We start from the raw sequence: 25,768 nt of genomic DNA, 5'->3' as shown, positions 1-25,768 counted from the left end.
ATCCGCAGGCTTCGATTTTCGGATTCCCGCGTTCGCGCAGTTCAGTCACGCGAGGCGACGGTCATTCCGTTGTGCGGGAAGGGTTTGGTGGAACGTGTCGAGTGAGCGCACGGCCACGATCATGCTGGCGTGCTTGGGGGTGTTCATCGCCTGCCTTCCGCGACGAGGCCGAGGAGGCCGCCCTTCGGTCCCAGCCCTGGTGCTCCGCCGGGTCAAGGCACTCACGTACCGACCGGACTGACGGGCGGGCCCGGCCAGGTTGCGGATTGATCACAGCGAGATCGGCACGGAGCCGGGGTAGTAACACCCGAGGTCTCGTTCCCGACCTACGTCCCGCGTCCACGGGAACCTGAGTGGACATACCGTGCCGGCGCGGAACACGACACTGTCCAGGAAGGACACCCACAGTCATGACGCAGCCCGATCCCTATCAGCCCGTCCAGCAGCCGTCCCCGACGATGGCGGGGCAGCCGGCGTCAAGCGTGGTCGGGGGGCAGCCCGTCGCCACCGGTATCGCGATGAAGAAGCGGAACCCCGTAGCCGTGTGGCTCCTGTGGCCCTTCCTCACGCTGGGCATCTACTCGCTGGTGTGGTACTACAAGATCCACAAGGAGATGGCCGAATTCGACCGTCGGCGCCAGGTGCCGGTCGCCGGTCCGATGCTGGTGCTGCTGTTCCTCGGCTGGACGGTCATCGCTCCCCTGGTGAGTTTGTACAACTGCGGGACGCGGATCCGGAACGCGCAGCGTGCGGCCGGTCTCCAGCCCACCTGTTCCCCCGTCGCGGGCCTGCTTCTCATGCTGGTCTTCGGCATCGGAGTGCTGTATTACCAGTCCGAACTGAACAAGGTCTGCGACGCCGGTGGAGTTCCCGAGGGGCAGCAGGTGCCTCTGTACGTCTGACGGAGATCTTCGCCGTGGCAGTTGGGGTCCACATTGGGCTCCAACACCTCCGCTGCGGGTGATCCCACTTCGGGCAGGATCACCCGTTCGGCAGGTTTATCCGCACTCGCGCGGCCACCGGGCCGTCCGCGAGCGGCCAGTGTCGTTTGTGGACACGGTTGTCCCCACCTGTGCACAAACCTGTGGATTACCGTGCCGCGGAAACTTCACCGCGGGTGCGGCGATCTCGCCAGCGGACGGGCGGTGCGCCGCGCGCCGCTGACGTTCATGCGCCATCGCGTCACGCGCAGGCTGACCCGGAACCGGATCGCCACCACTTGATCGGACCAGCCGCGGAACGCCGTCGTGCCCCCGGTGAGCACGACGGGTGCTACGGGCACAATGGGGGTGGTGGGGCGATCCCGTACAGGATCCGTTTCCCGTAGCCCGGCCATTCGGTGACGGTCCACAACTGGTGTTCTTCGGACTCGACGTAGAGGTCCTGCAGACCGACACCGCCGTGTTCGTAGTTTGGTGGGGCGGTGATGTCCGGCCGGTCGGTGAACAGCCAGCCCAGATTGTTCCTCCCCCGGCTGCTGTTGAAGTAGTAGCAGACCGACGGACCCCCGGAGAAGTTGTACGACGCGGCGCCCTGCACGCTCGTCGCCGGCTGGGTGAACACCTGGACGGCCTCGATGGTCGTGTTCGGGGTCCAGTTCTGGATGTCGCTGATCCGCCACCGGGCCAGCCGCGACGGACACCAGGACGGCTGGTCGTGGATCCGAAGCCGGCAGTACTCGCCGGTGACGAACTGGTAGGACGTGACGCTGGTGTCCAGTGAGGCGTAGTTGTAGCAGGGTACGTGCGGGCGCGGCACGAATCCGGTCTCTCCGGCCGTCAGCGTCCTGTTGCACGGCCCGCCCCGGGTGCCCCACAGACCGACCTCCGGCAGCACGTAGCGGAAGCCGGGGGCACGCGGGTCGACGGTCATGCCGAGATCAAGGATCTTGTTCATGTCGAACGCCAGCAGCCCTCGGTCCGGGTCGGCGACGTAGAGGCGGTCGGTGGTGGCGTCGCGGTACCAGACGACGCCGTCCGCATGGGTGCGCAGCGGCCGGAAACTCGGATTCGTCGTGCTGCCGGACAACTGGACCAGACCGACGTGCAGGTAGTTGCCCCGGGTGTTCTTGGGATCCTGCAACAGAAAGGTCAGCCGGGAACCGTCGTTGTGCCCCGCCGCGTTGTTGTGGTACCAGGACAGCAGAAAGACCTTGTGACCGGCGACGGTGCGCGGCACGCCAGTGGCGGTGTCCTCGCTGCCGCTGATGCCCTGGAGCGACCAGCCGGGAAGGTGCCTGTCGGGCCCGACGGGTTGCACGTTCGGGTCACCCGAATCAGTGTGGTCGAGGCAGTACCAGTCCGCGGGCTTCCTCATCGGGGGAAAGATCGCGCCCTCAGTGACCTGCGGCGGAGGGGGCACCAGCGCCTGCGGGCACTGCTGGGTGGCGTGCCTGACCAACGGGCCACCGGCCGCGATGGTGGTGACGAGTTGTTGGGGTGTCAGCGTCGTCAGCGGGGTGGTGCTGTGGAACCTCTTGAGGTTTCCGATCGAACCCGCCAGCGAGTCGGGCCTCCAGGTCAGCCTGAAGTACTGCGCGTCCGAGGCCGTGATGTCGGTCATCGGGTGCGGTGGTCCCGCCGGGGGCGGCGGTATGGGCTGCGGTGGGGCCGCTTGGCTGGGAAACGGGACCAGGACGAGGATGGCCGCGGTCAGCGCGGCCAGGGATCGCCAGAGGGAACTGGTTTTGAGCACGGTGGTGCCTCCGCCGGATCGGGGTTTCCGGATAGCTGGTGTGGCTATCGGCACCGACGGACCCGGTGTTGAGCTCGACCAGTCGTTTCGGCGACCCACGACCGGGATCGCGGAGAAGTCTGTCCACAGTGGACGGATTGCCACCTCCGTAGCGGGTGATCCCGCTCGCGGTGGGATCACCCGGTCGACAGGTTTATCCGCTCTCGTTCGGTCGGCGGACCGCCAAGGCGGTTGGTTCGATGTCGTTTGTGGACACGGTTGTCCCCACCTGTGCACAAACCTGTGGATTACCGCGCCGCGGAAACTTCACCCCGGGTGCGGCGATCTCGCCAACGACAGGCGATGCGCCGCGCGCCGCTGACGTTCATGCGCCATCGCGCCATGCGCAGGCTGACCCGGAACCGGCTCGCCACCACTTGATCGGACCAGCCGCGGAACGCCGCGACCCGAGCGCCCCCGGTGGGGATCAGCAACTCCCCGGACAGCTCCGTGGCCTCCTCTTCGAGAGCGGCGACCGCGGAGCGGCAGCCCCCTTCGTCGGTCAGCATCAGGCTGAAGGGGTGTTCGAGCAGGACATGGGCCATCTCGTGGGCCATGGTGGAGCGGCGCCGTCGCGGATGGTGCACGTGGTTTTCGATGATGATCGCGCCACTGGGTGCCAGCGGCACCAGCGCCGCGGAAAAGACGTGCGGGCGGACCTCGGTCAGGTGCCGCACGGAATCCGGGGGCAGATCCGGGTGGGTCAGGTCGAACACTTCGATGCCGTAGAGCTCGGCCAGTGCGTACGGATCGAGCGGGGTGAGCGCGTCGATGCCGAGTTCGGCGCGAACCTCTTCGGCGAGCTCCCTGGCCTCCTTCTTGAAGCCGCGTCGCAGCGTCACCGGCTCACCTCTTCCGGGCGCGGAGGTGGCGGAGCGTGACGGCGACGACGTCGAGCAGATGGTCGCGATCGGACTCGCACAACTCGTCATCGGCGCGGAGCAGTGGGGCGAGCCGAGCCTCCAGTGAGGGCCTTGGCCGCCGCTCCGGGGTTCCTTCCGGCCACACCATGAAGGTTTCCGCCGGCATGCCGAGCCACTGGACGAGGGCGATGAAGCCGTCCAGATCCGGGCGGTGCCCGTTGCCCATGCGGCTGACGAGCGAGGCGCTCACCCCGGCCTCGGCGGCCAGCTGCCGCCACGACAGTCCGCGTGCTTCTCGTTGCGCGTCAAGGGCCGCGTAGAGCCTGCCCGTGTCCAGTCGTCCGGCCATCTTCCCTCGTTTCGGCGCGTCTACCGTCGCAGTAATGACACGGTATCGCAGTGGTGGGGCGGTCTGTGTTACTATTGGGATATTGTTGCAGTTATGCAACACGGTGGGGATGTCGGTGTCGTCGCTGGGGAGGGATCGCTTCGATGGTGTGCACCACGTACTGGGTTTCGCCGCTGTTCGGCAGCTGGGACGTGCGCCGGGCGGGGAAGGTGCTGTCGCATCACGGCCGGAAGCGGGAGGCGGTGAACGCCGCCGCGCGGCTCGCGCGAGCCGACCGGCCCAGCGTGCTCGCGATCCAGCGCCGGGACGGATCGATCGAAAGCAGGCGCGTCTACCGGCCGGAACCGCCTTCGGCGCCGGGGTGAGACGGGTGGGGGGAAGGGTGGGCCGAACACGGGGTCGACTCTAGGGGGGTGGTCTGACAGTTCGGGCGAGCTCGGACCCGGCCGGACCCGAGTGGTCCATTGAGGACGGTGGGGGTCAGTTCGCGAGCAGTTCCTGTTCCAGGGTGGCGCACAGGATGTGTACCGCCACCAGATGCGCCTCCTGGACGGCGGCGGCGGTACCGGGCAGGCAGATTGCATCGTCGACCACGTTCGTGAGCGGGTTGGGACCGGGGCCGGTCAGAGCCCAGACGGTGGCGCCGGCCCCGATCCCCGCCTCCGCGGCGAGGGTGAGGTTGCGGCTGCGGCCGTTGGCCGACAGCAGTACGACGATGTCGCGGGGGCGCGCGTGTGCGGTCACCTGACGCGCGAACACCTGCGCGTAGTCATGGCAGTACTCGTCGCCGAGCGCCATCAGGCTCGAGGTGTCGGCGTGCAGCGCGATCGCGGAGAAGGGGCGCCGCTCGTCGTGGTAGCGACCCACCAGTTCGGCGGCGAGTTGCTGTGCTTCGGCGGCCGAACCGCCGTTACCGGCGGCGAGGACGCGGTTGCCCGCACGGAGCCGTTCGGCGAGCAGCCGTCCCCAGCGGGTGAGCCGTGCGATCTGCTGGCGCAACGCCTCCAGCGTGTCGTCCAAGGTGCTCAGGTGTGCGCTCGCCACATTCGGTATCGGTGTCCCGGTGGTGGCGCTCATGACCGCTGAGTGCCCGCTGCCAGACGGGCTAAACGCCGCTCAGCACGCGCCCGGCAGAGGGAAAAGCGCTTGCCGGGGGAGTCTCCGGGTTGTGTTTCGCAAGCGGCGGAGCCGCTTGCGGTGGGCTGTCAGCTTGCACCGCCTGAGGTTCCGCTACCCGCACCGCCACGCAAAACACTTCAAAACAGTCTCCAGGTCAGGACTTGACCAGCCGGGCGATGGCGTCGGAGGCCTCGCGCACCTTGATCTCGGCCTCGTGGCCGCCGGCCTTGGCGGCGTCGACCACGCAGCTGGACAGGTGTTCGTCCAGTAGTTCGAGTGAGAACGACTGGAGTGCCTTGGTCGCGGCGGAGACCTGGGTCAGGATGTCGATGCAGTACTTGTCCTCTTCGACCATCCGCTGCAGGCCGCGGATCTGCCCTTCGATCCGGCGGAGGCGCTTGAGGTAGGCGTCCTTGTCCCCGCTGTAGCTAGCCATTTCCGTGCCCACCTTCGTGTTCGACTGAACCGTCATCATACCCGCTCCCCGTATGGTGAAGACAGCTTTCCCGTGCTCGGCGTCACCGTCTTTGCCCCCGGCGCCCACCGCTCTCCCCTTACCGGTAAGGGGTATAGTCGGGTCATGACTGAGACCGTCTACACCGTTACCGGCATGACCTGCGAACACTGCGTCAAGTCGGTCACCGAAGAGGTCGGCAGGATCGAGGGCGTCGAGTCCGTCTCGGTCGACCTGCCGACCGGAGCCGTCACCGTGGTGAGCGCCACCCCGCTCAGCGATGAGGCGATCCGCGCGGCCGTCGACGAGGCCGGCTACCAGGTCGCCTGATGGCCGTCACCGCGGAGCACGACCGGCTGGAACTCGCGATCGGCGGCATGACCTGTGCGTCCTGCGCGATGCGGATCGAGAAGAAGCTCAACAAGCTCGACGGCGTGACCGCCACGGTCAACTACGCCACCGAGAAGGCCGACGTGACCTTCCCGTCGGGCGTGGATCCGCACCGCCTGATCGAGGTGGTCGAGGCGGCCGGGTACACCGCCGTGCTTCCCGAACCCGCGAGTGAAGAAGCGGACGCGGACGAGGACACCACCCGTCCCCTGCGTCTCCGCCTGGTCGCCTCCGCGGTGTTGGCCGTTCCGGTCGTCGTGCTCGCGATGGTCCCCGCGCTGCAGTTCGACTACTGGCAGTGGGTCTCGCTGGCGTTGGCCACCCCGGTGGTGACCTGGGGCGCCTGGCCGTTCCACCGCGCCACCTGGGCGAACCTGCGGCACGGCAGCGCGACCATGGACACGCTGATCTCGGTCGGCACCCTGGCCGCCTACCTGTGGTCGCTCTGCGCGCTGCTGTTCGGCATGGCGGGCATGATCGGAATGCGCCACTCCTTCGAGTTCACCGTCCAGCGCGGCGACGGGCTGGCGAACGTGTACTTCGAGGTGGCCGCCGGGGTGACCACCTTCCTGCTGGCGGGGCGGTACTTCGAGGCCCGGTCGAAGCGCCGGGCGGGCGCGGCGCTCCGGGCGCTGCTGGAACTCGGCGCCAAGGACGTCGCGGTGCTGCGCGACGGGGTGGAGACCCGCATTCCGGCTTCCCTGCTGAGGGTGGGCGACCGGTTCGTGGTCCGGCCCGGGGAGAAGATCGCCACCGACGGCGTGCTCGAAGAGGGCACGTCCGCGGTGGACGCCGGCCTGCTGACCGGCGAATCGGTGCCGGTCGAGGTCGGTCCTGGCGATCCGGTCGTCGGGGCCACGGTGAACGCGGGCGGGCGGCTCGTGGTGCGGGCCACCCGCGTGGGCGCGGACACCCAGCTCGCGCAGATGGCGCGGCTGGTCGAGGCGGCGCAGACCGGGAAGGCCCGCGTCCAGCGGCTCGCCGACCGGGTGGCGAGCGTGTTCGTGCCGGTCGTGCTGGTGCTGGCGCTGGGCACGCTGGTCGCCTGGCTGGCCACGGGAAACGCGCCCTCCGCGGCGTTCACCGCGGCGGTGGCCGTGCTGATCATCGCCTGCCCGTGCGCGCTGGGACTGGCCACGCCGACCGCGCTGCTGGTCGGCACCGGGCGCGGGGCGCAGCTCGGCATCCTGATCAGGGGGCCGGAAGCGCTCGAATCCACCAGTGGCATCGACACGATCGTGCTGGACAAGACCGGCACCGTCACCACCGGGCGGATGGCGCTCACCGGCGTGCACCTGGCGGAGGGCGTCGACCGCGAAGAGGTGCTGCGGGTCGCGGGCAGCCTCGAACACGCCTCCGAACATCCGATCGCGAGGGCGATCGCCGCGGCCGCGCCCGAGCGAGCCGACGTGGAAGGCTTCGCCAACGTCGAAGGGCTCGGCGTGCAGGGCGTGGTCGGCGGGCTCGCGGCCGTCGTCGGGCGCCCGGCGCTGCTCGAACAGTGGGGCCTGCACCTGCCGGAGCCGCTGGCCGAGGCGAAGGCGGCCGCCGAAGAGCGCGGGGAGACGGCGGTCGCGGTCGGCTGGGACGGCCGGGCACGAGCCGTGCTGACCGTGGCGGACACGGTCAAACCGACCTCCGCGGAAGCCGTTGCCCGGCTCACCGGGCTGGGGCTGAGCCCGGTGCTGCTCACCGGCGACAACGCGGCGGTGGCCCGCACGGTCGCGGCCCAGGTCGGGATCGCCGAGGTGCTCGCCGAAGTGCTGCCGTCGGACAAGGTGGACGTGGTCAAGCGGCTGCAGGACGAGGGCCACCGGGTGGCCATGGTGGGCGACGGGGTGAACGACGCGGCCGCACTGGCGCAGGCGGACCTCGGCCTGGCCATGGGTACCGGCGCCGACGTGGCGATCGAGGCCGGGGACCTGACCCTGGTCCGCGGCGATCTGCGGGTCGCCGCCGACGCGATCCGGCTCTCCCGGCGCACCTTGCGCACGATCAAGGGAAACCTGTTCTGGGCGTTCGCCTACAACGTGGCGGCACTGCCGCTGGCGGCCTTCGGTCTGCTCAACCCGATGATCGCGGGCGCGGCGATGGCGTTGAGCTCGGTGTTCGTGGTCACCAACTCCCTGCGCCTGCGCACCTTCCACTGACACCAACCGCCTGGGGCGTGGTTCGAAGCGGCGGAGCCGCTTGCGGTGGGCCGTCAGCTTGCACCGCCGCGGTTCTCAGGCGGCTCCTGGCAGGAACAGCACTGCCAGCGCTTCGTGAATTGGCATTCATGAAGAGGAGATCCCGCAGCCAGGGACCGCCTGAGGTTCCGCCACCCGCACCGCCACACAAACCACTTCGATACAGCTCCTAGCGGTGGTGCTGGTGGTGCGGTTCGGACTGGTCCTCGGCGGCGGGGGCGCCGCCCATCATCCTGAGCATCGACGCACCGCCGGTGCGGAAGAAGCGGATCAGCAGCACGGCGGTGAGCGCCAGGAAGGCGATGTTGAGCCAGGTCGTGTAGTTCCACGAGATGCCGGTCTCCAGCACCGTCGCCGACCGCTCCTTCGGGATCAGGCCGCTCACGCCGAACAGCAGTTCGACGAGATAACCGGCCCCCACCATGGCGAGGAAAAAAGTGCCGAAAACGGTCAGCGCCATCCGGGTGCCGTAGTACTTCCGGTAGATGTTGAGGATCGGCAGGATCAGCAGGTCGGCGAAGATGAACGCGACCACGCCGCCGAAACTGATCCCGCCGTTCCACAGCACGGCGGCCAGCGGGACGTTGCCGATCGAGCAGACGAAGCTGAGGATCGCGACCACGGGCCCGACCACGGGGCCCCACAGGGCCGAGCCCAGCGGGTGGTCGGTCAGGAAGAACGCACGCCAGAACGAATCCGGCACCCACGCCCCGATCGCCCCGGCGATGAGCAGGCCGATCACCAGGTCCCGCAGGATGGCCGCCCATTCCATGACGAACACGTGCGAGACCGAGGTGAACCCCTCGGTCGAGCCCAGCCGTCGCCAGAACGATCCCGCGCGCCGGATGGACATGTCCATCGCGGCGTGCCCCTCCATCGAACCGGCCAGCCCGCGGTCCGCCTGCTCGCGCGCGGCGCGCAGCAGGCGGTCCCGGACGAAGAACCGGAACAGCAGCGCGACCAGCACGATCATCAGGGGCCCGCCGACGAACTCGGCGGCGGTGAACTGCCAGCCCATCAGCAGGGCCATCAGGATGCCGAGTTCGACGACCAGGTTCGTGGACCCGATTTCGAAGGCCATCGCGGCGGTGAAGTTCGCGCCCTTGCGGAACAGGGACCGCGCCAGCGCCACCGCCGCGTACGAGCAGGACGAAGAGGCCGCGCCCAGTCCCGCTGCCACCGCGAGGGTGCGGGGCCGGTCGTCGCCGAGCAGGCGCACCACCGTGGATTTGCGCACCACGGCCTGGACCACCGCGGACAGTGCGAAGCCGAGGATCAGTGCCCAGAGGATTTCCCAGGTCATCGATCCGGCCAGCGCCAGTGCCTTGCCGATCGCGTGCACAGCCACCTCCCTATACCCATGCCGGGTATTCCCGTGGCGGTCCGGCGCTAACCCCTCGCGGACGGATGGGGTAGAAGAAGACGTGACCGATGGACCACTTGCCGGGCTGCTGATCGCCGATTTCAGCCGGGTGCTCGCCGCGCCGTACGCGACCATGCTGCTTGCCGACCTCGGCGCCGAGGTGATCAAGGTCGAGCGACCCGGCACTGGCGACGACACTCGCGCCTGGGGGCCGCCGCACGTGGCCGGGGAGGCGGTCTACTACCTGTCGGTGAACCGGAACAAGCGTTCCATCGCGCTCGATCTCACCGATCCGGCCGGGCTCGCCGCGGCGCGGGAACTCGCCCTGCGGGCCGATGTGCTGGTGGAGAACTTCCGTCCGGGCCTGATGGCCCGCTACGGCCTCGACCACAGCGGCCTGAAGGACGCGAACCCCGGGCTGGTCTACTGCTCGATCTCCGGTTTCGGTAGCGGTGGCGGCGCCGCGCTTCCCGGCTACGACCTGCTGGTGCAGGCGGTCGGCGGGTTGATGAGCGTCACCGGGCCCGGTCCAGGGGAGCCGACCAAGGCGGGCGTGGCGCTGGTGGACGTGCTCACCGGGCTGCACGCGGCCATCGGCATCCTGTCCGCGCTGCGGCATCGCGACGCCACCGGGGTGGGGCAGCTGATCGAGGTCAACCTGCTGGGCACGCTGCTGTCGAGCATGGTCAACCAGAGCGCGAACTACCTGATGGCCGGGGTGGTGCCGGGGATCATGGGCAACCGCCATCCCTCCATCGCGCCGTACGAGGTCTTCCCGGCGGCGGACCGGCCGATCGTGCTCGCGGTGGGCAACGACCGGCAGTTCGCCGCGCTGGCCGAAGCCGTCGGCAGTCCCGGGCTCGCCACCGATCCGCGTTTCCGCACCAACACCGACCGGGTGGCGCATGTCGACGAACTCGCCTCGCTGCTCGGCGAAAAACTCCGGGCTCGCGGTGCCGACGACTGGTTCGAGCTGCTCACTCCGCTCGGTGTGCCCTGTGGGCCGGTCAACACGCTCGCCGAGGCGTTCGGCCTGGCCGAACGCCTCGGCCTCGATCCCCGTGTCTCCGGCGACACGGTGCGCAACCCGATCGGCCTGTCCGCGACGCCGCCCACCTACCGCCGTCCCGCTCCGCATCTCGGCGAGCACACCGGCGAGATCCTGGACTGGCTCCGGCGGCCCCGGGACTGAGGCCCTCAGCGGCTGGGGAGCAGCTCCTCGGCCTTCGTCCGGATGCCCTGGGTCAGCATGTGCCAGCTGTCCGGGTCGCCCTTGAGCAGCGCCTCCGCCGCCGACTTGACCTGCTCGAAGGTGGCGTGCGGCGGGATCGGCGGCACCTCCGGGTCGCACCGGACGTCCAGCACCGCGGGCCGGTCCGCCGCCAGCACCCGGTCCCAGGCGGCGCCGAGCTCGTCCGGCCGGTCCACCGCGATCGCCTCGAACCCGAGTGACCGGGCGAAGTCCGCGTAGGAGACCTCCGGGATGGCTTGGGATTCCACGAATTTCGGGGCACCGCCCATCGCGCGCAGCTCCCAGGTCACCTGGTTGAGATCGTTGTTGTGGAACACGCAGACGATCAGGCGCGGATCGGTCCACAGCTGCCGGTACCGGGCGATCGTGATCAGCTCCGCCAGCCCGTTCATCTGCATCGCGCCGTCCCCGACGAGGGCGACCACCGGCCGTTCGGGATGGGCGAACTTGGCGCCGATCGCGTAGGGCACGCCCGGACCCATGGTGGCGAGGGTGCCGGACAGCGAGCCGCGCATCCGGCCGCGGAAGCGCAGGTTCCGCGCATACCAGTTCGTCGAGGAACCGGAGTCCGCGGTGACGACGGCGTCTTCGGGGATGCGTTCGGACAGTTCGTGCACCACCCGCATCGGGTTCACCGGTTTGGCGTCGAGCATCGCCTGCCGCGCCACGGTCGACCACCAGTCGTGGACGTTCTTTTCGATCGTCTCGAGCCAGGAGCGGTTTTCCTTGCGCTGCACCATCGGCAGCAGTGCCCGCAGCGTCGCCTTCGCCTCGCCGACCAGGTTCACCTCGGTCGGATAGCGCATCCCGATCATGCTGCCGTCGATGTCGATCTGCACCGCCCTGGCCTTGCCGAACTCCGGCAGGAACTGGCTGTAGGGGAAGTTCGAGCCGACGATCAGCAGCGTGTCGCAGTCTCGCATCAGCTCGTAGCTCGGGCGCGTGCCCAGCAGGCCGATCGCGCCGGTGACATAAGGCAGGTCGTCGGGCAGCACATCCTTGCCCAGCAAGGCCTTCGCCACGCCCGCCCCGGTCAGCTCCGCGATCCGGACGACCTCGTCCGCCGCGTTCCGCGCGCCCTGCCCGATCAGGATCGCGACCTTCTCCCCGGCGTTGAGCACCTCGGCCGCGTGGGCCAGCTCGTCCTCCGGCGGGACGACCACCGGATGCGGCCACGACGGCGCGCTCGACGGCATCTGCTTGAACGCGTGCTTCGGCGGTTGGTACTCCTGTTCCTGCAGGTCCGACGGGACGATCAGGGCGGTCGGCGCCCGCCGGGCCAGCGCGGTCCTGATCGCGCGGTCCAGTGCGTTCGGAAGCTGCTCGGCGACGTTCACCTCGACCAGGTACTCACTGGCCACGTCCTTGAACAGTGGTTGCAGGTCGACCTCCTGCTGGTAGCTGCCGCCCATCGCGCTGCGCGCGGTCTGCCCGACGATGGCCACCACCGGCACGTGGTCGAGTTTCGCGTCGTAGAGCCCGTTGAGCAGGTGGATGGCCCCGGGGCCCGAAGTGGCCATGCACACCCCGACCTGGCCGCTGAACTTCGCGTAGCCCACGGCGGCGAACGCCGCCATCTCCTCGTGGCGTGTCTGCACGAACCGTGGCTGGTTGTCGGCCTTGCCGAAGGCGGCGACGAGGCCGTTGATGCCGTCGCCGGGGTAGGCGAACACCTGCTCCACGCCCCATTCGCGCAACCGCCGCAACAGGTAGTCGCCAACCGTCTCGGCCATGTTTTCCTCCTCGGGCTTTCGGCTCGGTCCCGCCAACGGGCTACCCGGCCGACCCGGGGCGACACATGCTCAGGCGTTCAACCGGTCGGGCACCGGATGCAGCACCGCGGCGTCGCGGGAGGGGCTGACGGCGCTGACCGCCTGCAGCGGCAGCAGTTCGCGGTGGACCTGGAGCGAGGCGAGGTGATGCAGCATGATGCCCTCACGCAGGGCCCACGGGCAGATGTCCACGCCCTTGATGTCCAAAGTGTCCATTGCCGACTTCGCCACGATCGCACCGGCCAGGATCTGCCGGGCGCGGGGTGCCGAAACGCCGCGCAGCTTGGCGCGTTCCATCGCGCACATCCCGGCCAGGCGTGGGATCCAGTCCCCGACCGCCTCGGCGGTCAGGCCGCGAGGCACGAACGGTCCCTTGCGCTGGGGCGGGGCACCGGCGAGCCGGGCGAGCTGCTTGAAGGTCTTCGAGGTGCCGACGGCTCGCGCGGGTACGCCCTCCCAGCGCAACCGGTCGGCGACCTCGCGGAGCATGCTCCGGACGTAGCGCCGCAGCTCCTTCACCTGGCCCCGGGTCGGCGGGTCGTCGTGCAGGAACCGGCGGGTCAGCCGTCCGGCGCCGAGCGGCAGGGACAGCGTCAGGTCGGGTTCGGCGTCGCGGCCCAGTGCGATCTCCAGCGAGCCGCCGCCGATGTCGAGCAGCAGGAGCCGACCCGAGGACCAGCCGTACCAGCGGTGCGCGGCCGCGTAGGTCAGCCGGGCCTCGTCCTCGCCGGTCAGGAACTGCGGGCGCACGCCGGTGCGTTCCTCGATCCGGTCGAGGATCTCGTCCCGGTTGGTGGCGTCCCGGATGGCGGAGGTGGCGAACAGGAACAGTTGCTGGACCCGGTGTCGCCGCGCGGCGGCGAGGGTTTCCGCGACGGCGTCGATCGCGCGGCGGACGCCCTCCTCGGCCACCGCGCCGTTTTCCTCGATCAGCTCCGCCAGGCGCGTCGGCTCCTTGACCGCGAGCGCGGGCAGGGGCGGGGCGCCGGGGTGCGCGTCCACGATCTGCAGCTGCGCGGAGTTGGATCCGATGTCGAGCACGCCTAATCGCATACGAGCGGTGGTACCCCGATCGCCGTTCGGTGACACGGCTTCGTCGCCCGTCCGGGGGGAGGTTTCCTTCCACCGGGTGCCGGTCGCGGGCGGTAGCCTGCGCGCATGCCGGAGCACGTGATCGTTTCGACCACCACCGACTGCGAGGAGACCGCGCGTGAGCTGGCCGGGAAGGCGGTCGAGGCGAAGCTCGGCGCCTGCGCGCAGATAGTCGGCCCGATCACCAGCGTCTACCGGTGGGAGGGCCGGATCCGGACCGACACCGAATGGCGGGTCGAGATCAAGACGGCCGCGGACCGGGCCGGGGCGCTCGTGGAGCTGATCCGTGAGAACCACGGCTACGACGTGCCGGAAATCATCGCGACTCCCATCGCAGGCGGCAGCGCGGAGTACCTCGCCTGGCTGACCGGCGAAACTCGCCCCTGACCGACGGGGCCTCTTCGTGGCGTTCCGCGGGTAACGCGGTGCGGAGTCGGTCGTTGACCGAACGTGGCCAAAAACGTAAATATCTTTCGCGTGTTGCGCCGGGTGTGGGTAATCGCCGTCGTTGCCGTGCTGACCGCGTCGCTGGGCTCGCCGAGCGCCGGCGCCGCCGCTTGGTCGCGCGCGTTCTACTGGGGCGTCGCCACCGCCGGCTATCAGAACGAGGGGAGCGCGCCGGACAGCAACTGGTCGCGGTACGTCGCCCGCACCGCGAGCGTGGACCGGTACGCCAACGCCGTCGACTTCCGGCACCGCTATCCGGAGGACATCAGGCTCGCCGCCGGGATGGGGGTGAACACGTTCCGGTTCAGCGTCGAGTGGGCCAGGGTCGAACCACAGCCCGGCGTGTGGGACGAGCAGGAACTCGCCTACTACGACGACGTGATCCGGCAGATCCGCCAGGCCGGGATGACGCCGATGATCACCCTCAGCCACTGGGTGTATCCGGGCTGGGTGGCCGACCGCGGCGGGTTCGCCGACGCCCGCACGGTGGACGACTTCCTCGCCTTCACGGGCAGGATCGTGCAGCGCTACCGGGAACTGGGCGTGCTGTGGGTGACCTTCAACGAGCCGGTCGCCTTCCTCACCCAGGAACTCAGGATCGGTGCGGTGAATGTGTTCCAGATCCCGGCGTGGCAGGCCGACGTGGTGCGGGCGCACCGGCAGGCCTACGACCTGATCCACCGGCTCGACCCGAGCGGCAAGGTCACCAGCAACCAGTCCTTCTACTCGGGCTTCAACGCGGCCACCGATCTGGTCGTGATGGACCAGATCAAGGACAAGGTCGACTTCATCGGCCTCGACTACTACTACGGCGTCAGCCTCGACAACCTCACCGCGGTGAACGGGATCTCCAGTGAGTTCTGGAAGATCAAACTGCAGCCCGAGGGAATCTACGACGCGCTGCGCTACTACGCCGGCCGGTACCCGGAACTTCCCTTGTACATCGTGGAAAACGGCATGCCGACCGACAACGGGCAGCCGCGTGCCGACGGGTACACGCGCTCGGCCGCACTCCAGGACTCGATCTTCTGGGTGCAGCGGGCGAAGGCCGACGGGATGAACGTGATCGGTTACAACTACTGGAGCATCACCGACAACTACGAGTGGGGCAGCTACCGGCCCCGCTTCGGCCTGTACACAGTGGACGCTCTCACCGATCCGGCGCTGACCCGGAGGCCCACCGACGCGGTGCCGGTGTACCGGCAGGTCATCGCCACCGGCGGGGTGCCGTCCGGCTACCACCTGGTGCAGGGGCCGTCGGCCTGCTCGCTGGTCGACCCGCTGGTCAGCTGCGTCTCCCCGGCGAATCCGGACGGTCCGCTGGCGCCGCTGCGCTGAGCCGGCCTGGTGTGGGTTCCCCGTGCTCCGGCGTGAGGGACCCCACACGAAGGATAACCGGCCGGGGGTCACCCTCTGGGTCCACGACGTGTGGGGAACTTCCGTCCGCAGTGGGTAGTTTCTCAGGACATGGCGAGAAAACTCCGGTGGACGATCCCGGCGCTGATCGGCGCCCTCGGCTGGGCGTTGTGGGAGATACCCCTGGCGTTCGGGGGCAGGCCCGATCTCGAGGTGATGCGCCGGTCGCCCCAGTTCCGCGACGGCCGGTTCCGCAATCTCGCCCCGCCGGTGATGCCGAACACCGCCACCGGCACGGACCTGCTGCGCGAGATGCTGTTCGGCGGTCAGCGCCGCCGCCCCGCCGGGCCGATCCCGCTCGTGCCGCCCCGTCCGGACAGCCCGGACGAGGGGCTGCACGTCACGTGGTACGGCCACGCCTCCTCGCTGGTCGAACTCGACGGCGCGCGCGTGCTCATCGATCCCGTGTGGAGCGAGCGGGTCTCGCCGTCGCGGTTCGTCGGGCCCCGCCGGATGCACAGGCCGCCGCACAAGCTGGAAGAGCTGCCGCGGCTGGACGCGATCATCGTCTCGCACGACCACTACGACCATCTCGACGCGAGCGCCGTCCGGACGCTGACCCGGACGCAGGAGGCGCCGTTCGTCGTCCCGCTCGGGGTGGGCTCGCACCTGCGGCGCTGGCGGGTGCCCGCCGCGCGCATCATCGAACTCGACTGGCACGAGAGCACCGACATCGCCGGGCTGCGGATCACCGCGGCCGACGCGCAGCACTTCTCCGGCCGCGCCTTCACCCGCAACAACACCTTGTGGGCGTCGTGGGTGATCGCCGGGGCGAAGCGGCGGGTGTTCTACACCGCCGATTCGGGCTACTTCGCCGGCTACGCGGAGATCGGCCGCAAGTACGGTCCGTTCGACGCCGCACTGGTCCAGATCGGCGCGTACCACCCGGCGTGGCCGGATATCCACATGACACCGGAGGAGGGCGTGGCCGCGCATCTCGACGTGCGCGGTGGCCTGCTCATCCCGGTGCACTGGGGCACCTTCCGCCTGGCACTGCACGCGTGGGACGAACCCGTGGAACGCGTGTGGCGGGAGGCGAAGGCGCACGACGTCGCGCTGGCCGTGCCCCGCCCCGGGGAGCGGATCGACGTCGACGGCGTGCCCCAGGTCGATCCCTGGTGGCAGGCCCTCGGCTGACGCGCGGGTTTCAGGACAGGCCGAGCCTGCGGTCCACGGTGATCTCGATGACCACACGCTGCGGGTTCGGCCGCGGGGGCTTGCCGTACCGGGCGGTGTAGCGCGCCTCCGCGTCGCGCACCGACTCGGGGTCTTCGCGCACCACGGCGACGCCTTCCAGTGTGGACCAGCGGCGCCCGTCGACCTGGCACACCGCCACGCGCGCTCCGCCCTCGCCTGCCGCACGGACGTTGCGCGCCTTCGCGCTGCCGCGCGAGCAGATCACGCGCGCCACGGTGAGGTCCTCTTCCACCATGACGCACACCGGCACCACGTGCGGAGAACCGTCGCGGCGCAGGGTGGTGAGGGTGCTCAGCAACCGTTCGGCCCAGAACCGCCGAAGTTCCTCGCTCATCGCATCCTCCTGGCCCGCACGGTCGTTCCGTGCCCTGTCCTGGCCTTCGGGACACCTTATTGCCAAGATCGTTTCCATGATGGGCCGCACGCACGCACTGACCGGCTGGTGTACCGGACTCGCCATCGCTCCCGTGATCGGGGCGGGCACCGTGCACCAAGCCGCGGCATTCGCCGCCACCACAGCAGGTTTCGCCCTGCTGCCCGATCTCGACCACCCCGGCGCCGGCGCGTCGAAGCTGCTGGGCCCGGTCACGGGCGGCTTGTCCTGGTTGCTGCGCCGCACGTCGGCCGCGGTGTACCAGGTGACGAAGGGGCCGCGCGACGAACGCGTCAAGGGCACGCACCGGCATCTGTCGCACACCGTGCTGTTCGCCGCCGCCATGGGCGCGCTGGCCACGTGGGGCTCGCGGGCGGGCGGCTGGTACGCGGTGGCCGGGATCGTGCTGTTCGGGATGGTGCTGGCCGCCGACGCCCTCGGCGACTGGTTGCTGTTCGTCGGTGGCGGCGCGGTGGTGTGGTGGGCCACCACCACCAGTGCCGCCGGTGAACTGCAACAGCTGACCGGCTGGGTGGGACTGGCCGTGGCACTGGGCTGCGTGACGCACTGCCTCGGCGATTCCCTGACCGTGGCCGGATGTCCGTTCCTGTTCCCGGTCCCGATCGCGGGGGAGACCTGGTACGAACTGCGGCCGCCGTCGTTCCTGCGGTTCCGCACCGGCAAGCGGGCGGAAAACCTCGTGGTGTTCCCGGTTTGCGCCGTGCTGGGCGTCCTGCTCGTGCCCGGCGTGTGGGAATGGCTCGTCTCGCTGGTCAGCCATCCCGCCGTGCAGGCCGGGAACTGAGCGCGCCGTCACGTTTTCCACGGGCGTTCCGGCCCGGGACACTAGAATCGGGTGGATGAACAGCCCCGCGAAACCGACCCTGCGCGCCGACGCCCGGCGCAACCGCGCGCGGGTTCTGGCGGCGGCGCAGGAGGCGTTCGCCGACGAGGGGCCTTCGGTGCCGCTCGACGAGATCGCCCGGCGGGCCGGGGTCGGTGCGGGCACGGTCTACCGGCACTTTCCCAGCAAGGAATCCCTGTTCCAGGCGGTGGTGCTGGACAGCATCGAGCAGCTCACCGAACAGGCGCGGGAGCGGCTCACCGCGACCGATCCCGGCGAGGCGTTCTTCGAGTACTTCCGGCTGGTCGCCGAGCGGGCGGTGCTGAACAAGGCGCTGTGCGACGCGCTCGCCGCGGCCGGTGGAATCGAGCCGAGTTCCGCGCAGCGCGCGGACTTCCGGGGCCGGATGGCCGAGTTGCTCGCGCGGGCGCAGCGGGCGGGCGCGGTGCGGGACGACATCACCGCGGAGGACCTCGTTCCGTTGCTGTCCGGGTACGTCGCCATCCTTCGCCAGTCGCCGGGAGACCTCGGCCGCGTGATCACCGACGGCCTCCGGGCCCACCCCCGCGGCCACGCAAACCGCTTCGCCCCAACGGTCTAGGTCGCCACCGACAGGGCCAGGTACTTGACGTCGAGGTACTCGTCGATCCCTTCGTTGCCGCCTTCGCGGCCGAATCCGGAGGCCTTGATCCCGCCGAAGGGGGCGGCCGCGTTGGACACGAGGCCGGTGTTGACGCCGACCATCCCGGTGGACAGCCGTTCCCCGACGCGGAAGGCGCGGTCGAGGTCACGGGTGAACAGGTAGGCGACCAGCCCGAATTCCGTGTCGTCGGCGAGCCGGACGGCCTCGTCCTCGGTGTCGAAGGTGGTCACCGGGGCGACCGGGCCGAAGACCTCCTCCCGCAGGATGCGCGCGTCCGGTGGCACCTCGGTGAGCACCGTCGGGGCGTAGAAGAAACCCTTGCCCGGCAAGGCTTTCGCCCCGACGACCGCCTGGGCGCCGCGATTGAGCGCATCCTCGACCAGTTCGCTCACCTTGTCGCGCTGCGCGGCGTTGATCAGGGGACCGACGCGGACCCCGTCCTCGGTGCCGTGCCCCGCCTTCATGCCCGACATCTCTTCCGCCAGGCGCCGGACGAACTCGTCGGCCACGGAGGAATGCACGTGGAAACGGTTGGCGGCGACGCAGGATTCCCCGTTGTTGCGCATCTTCGCGGTCACCGCACCCGCCACCGCGCGGTCGAGATCGGCGTCCGGGAACACCAGGAAGGGCGCGTTCCCACCGAGTTCCATCGACATGCGCTGGAGGTTCGGGGCGCACAACTCGACGAGTTTGCGGCCGACCTCGGTGGAGCCGGTGAAGGACACCTTCCGGATCCGGGGATCGGCGAGGACCGGGCCGGACACGCGGCTTGCCGAGGTTGTCGGCAGCACGCTGAGTACGCCCTCGGGCAGTCCCGCTTCGCGCAGGATCGCGGCCAGATTCAGCATCGACAGCGGGGTGAGCTGAGCCGGTTTCACGATCATTGTGCAGCCCGCGGCGATCGCGGGCCCGATCTTGCGGGTGCCCATCGCCAGCGGGAAGTTCCACGGGGTGATCAACAGGCAGGGGCCGACGGGCTGCCTGGTCACCAGGGTGCGGCCGCTGCCTGCGGGATTGCGCCCGTACCGGCCGTTGATCCGCACGGCCTCCTCGGAGAACCACCGGAAGAACTCGGCGGCATAGGCGACCTCGCCGCGGGACTCCGCCAGGCTCTTGCCCATCTCCAGCGTCATCAGGCGGGCGATGTCGTCGGTGCGGTCGGTCATCAGTTGCCAGGCGCGACGCAGGATTTCGCCCCGATCGCGCGCCGCCGTCGCTGCCCAAGCCTCTTGTGCGCCGACGGCGGCATCGATGGCTTCGCGGACGTCCGCGTCCTGCGCGTCGGAAACCTCGCACAGGCGTTGCTCGTTGCCGGGGTCCTGCACCGGGAACCGGCTGCCGTCGGCGGAATCCCGCCACTGCCCGGCGAGGAAGATCTGCTGGGGTACGCCCTCGATCGGTTCGGTCATGGTTTCCGGCTACCCCGCACGGGGGGAAGTATGGATACGAAAAGAGCCCGGGCCCCCGACCAGCCCGGGCTCTCTCCCCCGTGCCCAGTGACTACCCGATGTCCCGGCGCCAGAAACCTGTCAAACCGGCGAATAGTGTGACGAGCGCCATGCCGGTCAGCCACAGGAACGGGCCGAGGGTGAAGGCCGCGCCCGGGAACTTCGGGATGTGGGTGAACGGCGAGAGGTCGAGCACCGCCTGCGGCAGCCGGATCGCCGGTCCGTAGAGGGAAACCAGCAGGAATGCCGAGGCCACGCCCCAACCTGCGGCGGCACTGGCCCTGGGCAGGAACCCGAACACCAGCAAGGAAATCCCGGCGACCACCCACACGGCGGGCAGTTGGGCGACCGTCGAGCCGAGCACCCTTGGTAGCTGACCGCTCACATCGTGCACGCGCAAACCGTGCAGCAGCCCGAGGGCCGTGCCCGCCACGGCGAGCAGCAGGCCGCTGCCGAGGAACGGGAACACCAGGTGGCTTGCCGCCCAGCGCAGCCGCCGGGTTCCGGTCGCGAGCAGCGGCTCCAGCCGCAGTGCCACCTCTTCCGAACGCATCCGCAGCGCCGCCTGCACCGAATACATCGCCGCGATCATGCCGAACATCCCGGCCATCACGGCGAGGAACGCGTCCACCAGGCCCGAGCTGCCACCCATGCGCTGGACCATCTCGCGAGTCTGCGCGCTGTCGCCGACCACATCGCCGATGCCCGCCGCCATGGAACCGAAGAGCGCACCCGCGAGCGCGAAACCGGCGAGCCAGCCGAAAAGCGTGCCCCTGTGCAGGCGCCAGGCGAGGGCGAGCGGGGAATCCAGGCCCGGTGCGCCCGCCGCCGGTCCCAGCCGGGCGGGCAGGAGGCCCATGCCGACGTCCCGGCGCGCCAGCAGGCGGTACGCCAGCACGCCGAGTACGGCGGTGGTGGCCAGCGGCAGCAGCAGCACCCACCAGCGCTCGTGCGCGTATGGGCGGACCTGCGAGGACCAGCCGATCGGCGACAGCCAGGACAGCCAGCCGATGTCCCGGCTGGAGTCGCCGATGGCGCGCAGCAGGAACATCACGCCGAGCGTGGCGCAGGCGAGCCCGTTGGCCGTGCGCGAGTACTCGGCCAGTTGAGCCGTTACGGCGGCGACCGCGCACGCCACCCAGCCGACGAGCGTGATGCTCGCGCCGAACGCCACCGAGCCCGCGAGCGGCAGCTTCCCGCCCGCCAGGGAAAGCGCGGCGACGAGCCCGGTCGCCAACGCCGCGAGCCCGCCGGTGAGCAGACCCGCGGTCAATGCCGCGGAGCGCCCGGTCACGGCGGAGGACAGCAGTTCCTGCCGCCCCGAATCCTCTTCCTGCCGCGTGTGCCGGGTGACGGTGAAGACGCACGCCAGCGCGACGAACAAGGAGAGGAAGGAGCCGAAGCGCCAGGCGGTGAAACCACCGGCGGTGGACAGGTCGAAGGCGGGGCCGTAGAGCAGCCGGATCGACGGGTTGGATCCGGTGGCCGCGGTGAGGGCCGCGCGACTGGCGGCATCGGGGTACAGCGTCGCGTAGGCACTCGACGTACTGGCGGGCAGGACGCCGAGGAGGATCACCCACAACGGAACCACGATCCGGTCCCGGCGCAGCGCCAGCCGGAGCAGTTGCCGGGTCCCGGCCAGTGCGTTCATCGGGTGCTCGCCTCCGCGGTGTAGTGCCGCAGGAACAGCTCCTCCAGCGTCGGGGGCTGGCTGGTCAGGCTGCGGACGCCGAGGTCGGAGAGTTGCCGGAGGACCTTGTCCAGCGAGTGGGTTTCCACGTCGAACCGGACGCGGTCGCCGTCGACCCTGAGGTCGTGGACCTCGGGCAGCGAGCCGAGCCCGTTGGTCGTCGCCGTGCCGCCGGCCAGCTCCACCGTGATCGAAGTGCGGGTCAGGTGCCGCAGCTCGGCCAGGGTGCCGGTTTCCACGGTGCGGCCGTTGCGCACGATGCTGACCCGGTCGCACAGGGCCTCGACCTCGGCGAGGATGTGGCTGGACAGCAGCACCGTCCTGCCCTGCTCGCGCTCCTCCTGGATCGCGTACTGGAACGTGGCTTCCATCAGGGGATCCAGGCCCGAGGTCGGCTCGTCCAGGATCAGCAGTTCCACATTGGACGCCAGGGCGGCGACGATGGCCACCTTCTGCCGGTTCCCCTTCGAATAGGTGCGGCCCTTCTTCCTGGGGTCCAGGTCGAAGCGCTCGATCAGTTCCTTGCGGCGGCGCTGGTCGAGCCCGCCGCGGAGCCTGCCGAGCAGGTCGATGACCTCGCCGCCGGAGAGGTTGGGCCAGAGGTTGACGTCGCCGGGGACATAGGCGAGCCGCCGGTGCAGTTCCGCGGCGTCGCGCCAGGGGTCGCCGCCGAGCAGGCGGGCGGTGCCCCCGTCGGCGCGCAGAAGCCCGAGCAGGACTCGGACGGTGGTGGACTTCCCGGCGCCGTTCGGGCCGAGGAACCCGTGCACTTCACCCGTCCTGACCTGCAGGTCGAGGCCGTCGAGGGCCTTGGTCGGCCCGAACGACTTCGTCAGGCCGGAAACGGAGATCGCAAGATCCATGCGAGCGAAGCTACGCTTGTTTCAGAAATTTGTGAAGACTCGAAAAAGTTAGTGACGGTTGAGGTCCGTCACCCTGCCTGCGAGAGGATGAAGCCATGTCGAGCCGACCCCAATCCCAGCGTGATCCGGCCGCTCCGGTGCCCGAACAGGCCCTTCCGTTCGTGGAGAAGTTCGCGCTCACGCTGGTCAACGCGGGCATGCAGCGCATGCCGGCGCGGGTCTTCGCGGCGACGCTCGCCAGTCAGCAGGGCAGCCTGACCGCGAGCGACCTGACCGAGGTACTGCAGATCAGCCCCGCCGCGGTGTCCAATGCGGTGCGCTACCTCGCCCAGATCGGGCTGCTGCACCGCGGCCGCAGGCCGGGCGAGCGGCGCGACCACTTCTTCATCGGCAACGACTTCTGGTACGAGGCGGTCGGGCAGGCGGACAAGATCTACGGCGGGCTGGCCAAGACCCTCGACGAGGGTGTGGAAGCGGTGGGCGCCGACACGATTCCCGGCCGTCGCCTCGTCGAAACCAGGGATTTCTTCACCTACCTGGCGGCGGAGTTGCCCCGGGTGGTCAAGCGGTGGCGGGACGAGCGGTCGGGGCAAGCCCCTGAAGCAGGGTCTTGACCAGGCTTTTCGCCAGTTTCTCCCGTTCCTTGCCACTGGGTTCGGCGTCGTCGAAGGCGGTCAGGAAGGCCTGCTGGAAGCAGGCGCCGAGCAGCAGGGCCGACAGGGCTTCCGGATCCGCCGAGCGGGGGAGGCGGCCGAGCCGTTGCTCGGCCTTGAGGTAGCGCACGAGACCTTCGTGCGGGTTGCGCGGACCGGCACCGTGGTCGGCCATCGCCCGGCGATGGCTCGTCAGCAGTTCCCTGGTGGAAAACAGCGACGCGGCGATCGGAAAGCTCTCGGTGTAGAAGTCGAGGGCCAGGCGGGCGACCTGGGTGAGGTTCGCCTGCACCGTCCCGGTGCCGGCACGCTCGGTGAGCTCCGTGAGCACCTTGCCGAGGCCGGGGAGTTGCTCGCTCAGCACACTCCGGAACAGGTGCGCCTTGTCGGCGAAGTGCTTGTACAGCGTCGCTTCCGAGTACCCCGCGACACGGGCGATCTCCTTCGTCGTCGCCCGTGCGTATCCCTGTTCGCGCATGACGCGCGTGGCCGCGGCGAGGATCTCTTCGCGTGTCCCCATTCTCAGTCCTCTCTCAGTGTCGCCTTGACGTGTGAGTAAGTACTTACTCACCATAGTGGTAAGTGAACACTCACCTCAGGAGGAGAGCATGAAGATCACAGTGTTCGGCGCGAGCGGCGGGACCGGCGTGGAGGTGGTGCGGCAGGCGCTCGAGGCGGGCCACGAGGTGACGGCCGTGGTGCGCGACCGCGCGCGGCTGGCCGTCGGCGACCAGCCGCGGCTCGAAGTGGTGACCGCGGACGTGTTCGACGCGGACTCCCTCGTGCCCGCGATCGCCGGGCGGGACGCGGTGATCTCCGCGCTGGGCGCGCGTGACCGCGGGCCGAGCACCATCTGCCGCGACGGGACGAGCGCCATCATGAGCGCGATGAAGACCGCCGGGGTCCGGCGCCTGGTCGTGGTGAGCAACAGCGGGATGCACACCGAAGGCGATTCCTTCTTCACCGGCCGGATCTTCAAGCCGGTTCTGATCGGGATCCTGCGAGAGGCCTATGCCGACATGGGTGTGATGGAGGAGCGCGTGATGGCGAGCGAGACGGACTGGACGATCGTGCGTCCCCCGCGGCTACGGGACTGGCCTCGGCGGGGCAAGGTCGCCACCGCGGTCGGCCGGAACGTGCGCGGCAGCTACAACATCGGTCGCGCCGATCTCGCGGGCTACCTGCTCGCCGCGGCGGCCGATGAAGGTCTCGTCCGCACCGCGGTCTCCGTGGCCCAGGGCTGAGTGGGGCATCGGACGGGCAACGGTCACCGAAAGGGCTCTCACCTGGTGGAACGCTTTCCGGAGGGGGCACGGCGAGTGGCCGCCGTTAGGCCGAACGGGTGATTCTGGGGGCCTCCTACCAGCGAGTTCGAAAAATCTCCTGCCGGTGTGTATCTGGCGCGGCCCTCGCCGCGTCATAGGGGCATCGGTTGAACAAAGCCCACTGGAGGATGGATGAGCTCCGGCCGCTCGTGCGAGGAGGAGATCGCGGCGATCCGCGAATCTCTTGCCGCGCTGGGGGATCCGTGGCAGGCGGGGGAAACCTTGCTGAGCCGGCTGGAGAACGAGTCGCGTGCGTTGCGGCTGGGGGTGCCGGCCCCGAGCGCGGCCGAGGTGCAGGCGCGGGCGGATCTGCCCGCGTTGATGGCCGAGGCCGCGCTCGGGACCGCCGGGCAGCGGTGCATCGCGGCCAAGGCGCCGTCGGAAAGCCTTCCGCGTGCCTTCGACCTGCGGGACACCTGCGGCGGCGACTACACCACTCCGGTGAAGGACCAGGGGGAGTGCGGTTCGTGCGCGGCGTTCGGGGTGATCGCGGTGCTGGAGGGCACCGCAGCGTACACGCGCCGGGCCGCCGGGCTGAACCTCGACCTGTCCGAGGCACACCTTTTTTTCGGGCACGCGGCGCAGCGCGACTACACCAGCGCGAGCGGCGCGTGGCCGGACGAGTTGTTCGACGACTGCGTTTCCACGGGCGTCACTTTCGAGGATTACTGGCCCTACCACGACAACGGTGCCGGTTCGCTCAATCCGGACTGGCCCCACCGGCTCGCGCTGGCGGAGAAGGTCGTCGACCTGACCCGTGATCCGGCCGCCATCAAGCACCACATCTACGGTTACGGCCCGGTGACCGCGTGCATGGTGGTGTACGAGGACTTCTTCCACTACACCGGCGGGATCTACCGGCACACCACCGAGGAGACCAGCGGGGGGCACTGCGTCGCCCTCATCGGGTGGGACGACGAGCAGGGCTGCTGGATCGGCAAGAACTCCTGGGGTACCGGCTGGGGGGAGGGCGGCTTCTTCCGGATCGCCTATGGCGAGGCCTTCATCGAGGACTATCCGGAGCCGCGGCCGACCACGCTGGGGTGCACGGGGGCGAATCTGCGCGCGTGGCTGCCCGAACAGCGCGCGCTGGGCCTGTTCGCCTCGGCGCACTCCGACGGTGGATGGGTGCACCTGGAGAACCTGGGCTGGACCCGGCTTTCCGGGGGGCCGGGCGGGGCGGGGCAACTCGCCTTGCTCGCGGAGGCGAGGGCGGCCGGTCATCCGGTCCGCCCTTACCTCGAAAACGACGCACTACGCCTGGTTCAGATCTCCTACTGACCCGCGAGCGAG

Annotated in this window: 27 protein-coding genes; 13 read left to right on the top strand and 14 right to left on the bottom strand. The window is 69.7% G+C overall.

Features of this window, described 5'->3' with window-relative positions:
* Positions 1-410 precede the first annotated feature (410 nt).
* Complete coding sequence (locus ORV05_RS31470) at positions 411-902, top strand: DUF4234 domain-containing protein (protein WP_268755529.1); 492 nt, start codon at positions 411-413, stop codon at positions 900-902.
* Positions 903-1,108: 206 nt separating this feature from the next.
* Here the strand turns inward: ORV05_RS31470 and ORV05_RS31465 are convergent, their stop codons facing one another.
* The 4 genes from ORV05_RS31465 to ORV05_RS31450 all read right to left on the bottom strand — a co-directional run bounded on the left by ORV05_RS31465 (position 1,109) and on the right by ORV05_RS31450 (position 3,945).
* Positions 1,109-1,282, bottom strand: a complete 174-nt coding sequence (locus ORV05_RS31465; protein WP_407652620.1) for a hypothetical protein — start codon at positions 1,280-1,282, stop codon at positions 1,109-1,111.
* On the bottom strand, positions 1,273-2,694 hold the full coding sequence (locus ORV05_RS31460) for a hypothetical protein (protein WP_268755528.1): 1,422 nt from the start codon (positions 2,692-2,694) through the stop codon (positions 1,273-1,275). Before ORV05_RS31460 ends, ORV05_RS31465 begins: the two co-directional genes overlap by 10 nt.
* A gap of 287 nt (positions 2,695-2,981) precedes the next feature.
* Positions 2,982-3,575, bottom strand: a complete 594-nt coding sequence (locus tag ORV05_RS31455) for an ImmA/IrrE family metallo-endopeptidase (protein ID WP_268755527.1) — start codon at positions 3,573-3,575, stop codon at positions 2,982-2,984.
* Positions 3,576-3,579: 4 nt separating this feature from the next.
* Entirely contained in the window at positions 3,580-3,945 is a 366-nt protein-coding gene (locus ORV05_RS31450) for a helix-turn-helix domain-containing protein (protein ID WP_268755526.1), read from the bottom strand.
* A 143-nt stretch (positions 3,946-4,088) separates the two neighbouring features.
* On the opposite strand from ORV05_RS31450, the gene ORV05_RS31445 reads away from it, so the two are divergent.
* Entirely contained in the window at positions 4,089-4,310 is a 222-nt protein-coding gene (locus tag ORV05_RS31445; protein ID WP_268755525.1) for a DUF2188 domain-containing protein, read from the top strand.
* A 115-nt stretch (positions 4,311-4,425) separates the two neighbouring features.
* Here ORV05_RS31445 and ORV05_RS31440 read toward each other — a convergent pair whose 3' ends face one another.
* Together ORV05_RS31440 and ORV05_RS31435 are read right to left on the bottom strand one after the other, a co-directional pair.
* Positions 4,426-5,022 carry a D-sedoheptulose-7-phosphate isomerase gene (locus ORV05_RS31440; protein WP_268755524.1) on the bottom strand — a complete coding sequence of 199 codons (597 nt, stop codon included), beginning with the start codon at positions 5,020-5,022 and terminating at the stop codon, positions 4,426-4,428.
* Positions 5,023-5,218: 196 nt separating this feature from the next.
* Positions 5,219-5,500 carry a metal-sensitive transcriptional regulator gene (locus ORV05_RS31435; RefSeq protein WP_268755523.1) on the bottom strand — a complete coding sequence of 94 codons (282 nt, stop codon included), beginning with the start codon at positions 5,498-5,500 and terminating at the stop codon, positions 5,219-5,221.
* Between the two features lie 144 nt (positions 5,501-5,644).
* On the opposite strand from ORV05_RS31435, the gene ORV05_RS31430 reads away from it, so the two are divergent.
* Both ORV05_RS31430 and ORV05_RS31425 read left to right on the top strand, forming a co-directional pair.
* On the top strand, positions 5,645-5,848 hold the full coding sequence (locus ORV05_RS31430; protein WP_268755522.1) for a heavy-metal-associated domain-containing protein: 204 nt from the start codon (positions 5,645-5,647) through the stop codon (positions 5,846-5,848).
* Positions 5,848-8,058, top strand: coding sequence for a heavy metal translocating P-type ATPase (locus ORV05_RS31425; protein ID WP_268755521.1), 2,211 nt, complete (start codon positions 5,848-5,850; stop codon positions 8,056-8,058). Before ORV05_RS31430 ends, ORV05_RS31425 begins: the two co-directional genes overlap by 1 nt.
* Positions 8,059-8,266: 208 nt before the next feature.
* Here the strand turns inward: ORV05_RS31425 and ORV05_RS31420 are convergent, their stop codons facing one another.
* Positions 8,267-9,439 (bottom strand): permease, encoded by a 1,173-nt coding sequence (locus ORV05_RS31420; protein WP_268755520.1) that lies wholly within the window; start codon positions 9,437-9,439, stop codon positions 8,267-8,269.
* Positions 9,440-9,521: 82 nt separating this feature from the next.
* Between ORV05_RS31420 and ORV05_RS31415 the strand changes: the two genes are divergently transcribed.
* Complete coding sequence (locus tag ORV05_RS31415) at positions 9,522-10,652, top strand: CaiB/BaiF CoA transferase family protein (protein WP_268755519.1); 1,131 nt, start codon at positions 9,522-9,524, stop codon at positions 10,650-10,652.
* Between the two features lie 5 nt (positions 10,653-10,657).
* Here the strand turns inward: ORV05_RS31415 and ORV05_RS31410 are convergent, their stop codons facing one another.
* Positions 10,658-12,445, bottom strand: a complete 1,788-nt coding sequence (locus ORV05_RS31410; RefSeq protein WP_268755518.1) for a thiamine pyrophosphate-requiring protein — start codon at positions 12,443-12,445, stop codon at positions 10,658-10,660.
* Between the two features lie 69 nt (positions 12,446-12,514).
* Positions 12,515-13,525: a Ppx/GppA phosphatase family protein gene (locus ORV05_RS31405; protein ID WP_268755517.1), complete on the bottom strand. Its 1,011-nt coding sequence runs from the start codon at positions 13,523-13,525 to the stop codon at positions 12,515-12,517.
* Positions 13,526-13,642: 117 nt separating this feature from the next.
* On the opposite strand from ORV05_RS31405, the gene cutA reads away from it, so the two are divergent.
* From cutA to ORV05_RS31390, 3 genes are all read left to right on the top strand, one after another.
* Positions 13,643-13,963 carry a divalent-cation tolerance protein CutA gene (gene cutA, locus ORV05_RS31400; protein ID WP_268755516.1) on the top strand — a complete coding sequence of 107 codons (321 nt, stop codon included), beginning with the start codon at positions 13,643-13,645 and terminating at the stop codon, positions 13,961-13,963.
* A gap of 90 nt (positions 13,964-14,053) precedes the next feature.
* Positions 14,054-15,361, top strand: coding sequence for a glycoside hydrolase family 1 protein (locus tag ORV05_RS31395; RefSeq protein WP_407652619.1), 1,308 nt, complete (start codon positions 14,054-14,056; stop codon positions 15,359-15,361).
* Positions 15,362-15,490: 129 nt separating this feature from the next.
* Positions 15,491-16,576 carry an MBL fold metallo-hydrolase gene (locus tag ORV05_RS31390; RefSeq protein WP_268755515.1) on the top strand — a complete coding sequence of 362 codons (1,086 nt, stop codon included), beginning with the start codon at positions 15,491-15,493 and terminating at the stop codon, positions 16,574-16,576.
* A gap of 10 nt (positions 16,577-16,586) precedes the next feature.
* On the opposite strand, the gene ORV05_RS31385 is transcribed toward ORV05_RS31390, so the two are convergent.
* Positions 16,587-16,970 carry a TIGR03618 family F420-dependent PPOX class oxidoreductase gene (locus tag ORV05_RS31385; RefSeq protein ID WP_268755514.1) on the bottom strand — a complete coding sequence of 128 codons (384 nt, stop codon included), beginning with the start codon at positions 16,968-16,970 and terminating at the stop codon, positions 16,587-16,589.
* A 79-nt stretch (positions 16,971-17,049) separates the two neighbouring features.
* On the opposite strand from ORV05_RS31385, the gene ORV05_RS31380 reads away from it, so the two are divergent.
* The gene (locus ORV05_RS31380) at positions 17,050-17,814 is read left to right on the top strand and encodes a metal-dependent hydrolase (RefSeq protein WP_144588882.1); all 765 of its coding nucleotides are present in this window, start codon (positions 17,050-17,052) and stop codon (positions 17,812-17,814) included.
* A 55-nt stretch (positions 17,815-17,869) separates the two neighbouring features.
* The gene (locus ORV05_RS31375) at positions 17,870-18,454 is read left to right on the top strand and encodes a TetR/AcrR family transcriptional regulator (RefSeq protein ID WP_268755513.1); all 585 of its coding nucleotides are present in this window, start codon (positions 17,870-17,872) and stop codon (positions 18,452-18,454) included.
* Here the strand turns inward: ORV05_RS31375 and ORV05_RS31370 are convergent.
* The 3 genes from ORV05_RS31370 to ORV05_RS31360 form a co-directional block, all read right to left on the bottom strand.
* Positions 18,451-19,905 (bottom strand): NAD-dependent succinate-semialdehyde dehydrogenase, encoded by a 1,455-nt coding sequence (locus ORV05_RS31370; RefSeq protein WP_268755512.1) that lies wholly within the window; start codon positions 19,903-19,905, stop codon positions 18,451-18,453. The two genes, ORV05_RS31375 and ORV05_RS31370, sit on opposite strands and share 4 nt — an antisense overlap.
* A 91-nt stretch (positions 19,906-19,996) precedes the next feature.
* Positions 19,997-21,595 (bottom strand): ABC transporter permease, encoded by a 1,599-nt coding sequence (locus tag ORV05_RS31365; protein WP_268755511.1) that lies wholly within the window; start codon positions 21,593-21,595, stop codon positions 19,997-19,999.
* Positions 21,592-22,497, bottom strand: a complete 906-nt coding sequence (locus ORV05_RS31360; RefSeq protein WP_268755510.1) for an ABC transporter ATP-binding protein — start codon at positions 22,495-22,497, stop codon at positions 21,592-21,594. Before ORV05_RS31360 ends, ORV05_RS31365 begins: the two co-directional genes overlap by 4 nt.
* 95 nt (positions 22,498-22,592) lie before the next feature.
* On the opposite strand from ORV05_RS31360, the gene ORV05_RS31355 reads away from it, so the two are divergent.
* Positions 22,593-23,111 carry a GbsR/MarR family transcriptional regulator gene (locus ORV05_RS31355; protein WP_268755509.1) on the top strand — a complete coding sequence of 173 codons (519 nt, stop codon included), beginning with the start codon at positions 22,593-22,595 and terminating at the stop codon, positions 23,109-23,111.
* On the opposite strand, the gene ORV05_RS31350 is transcribed toward ORV05_RS31355, so the two are convergent.
* Positions 23,059-23,670, bottom strand: coding sequence for a TetR/AcrR family transcriptional regulator (locus ORV05_RS31350; RefSeq protein ID WP_268755508.1), 612 nt, complete (start codon positions 23,668-23,670; stop codon positions 23,059-23,061). The genes ORV05_RS31355 and ORV05_RS31350 overlap by 53 nt on opposite strands.
* Before the next feature lie 88 nt (positions 23,671-23,758).
* Here ORV05_RS31350 and ORV05_RS31345 point away from each other — a divergent pair, with 88 nt between their 5' ends.
* Together ORV05_RS31345 and ORV05_RS31340 are read left to right on the top strand one after the other, a co-directional pair.
* Positions 23,759-24,394 carry an NAD(P)-dependent oxidoreductase gene (locus tag ORV05_RS31345; protein WP_268755507.1) on the top strand — a complete coding sequence of 212 codons (636 nt, stop codon included), beginning with the start codon at positions 23,759-23,761 and terminating at the stop codon, positions 24,392-24,394.
* A gap of 213 nt (positions 24,395-24,607) precedes the next feature.
* Positions 24,608-25,756 (top strand): C1 family peptidase, encoded by a 1,149-nt coding sequence (locus ORV05_RS31340; RefSeq protein ID WP_268755506.1) that lies wholly within the window; start codon positions 24,608-24,610, stop codon positions 25,754-25,756.
* Positions 25,757-25,768: the final 12 nt, after the last annotated feature.

Origin of the sequence: Amycolatopsis cynarae, assembly GCF_026802195.1 — a bacterium.
In the GTDB taxonomy this organism is placed as follows: domain Bacteria; phylum Actinomycetota; class Actinomycetes; order Mycobacteriales; family Pseudonocardiaceae; genus Amycolatopsis_E; species Amycolatopsis_E rhizosphaerae.
This window is presented reverse-complemented; position numbering and strand designations above follow the sequence as displayed.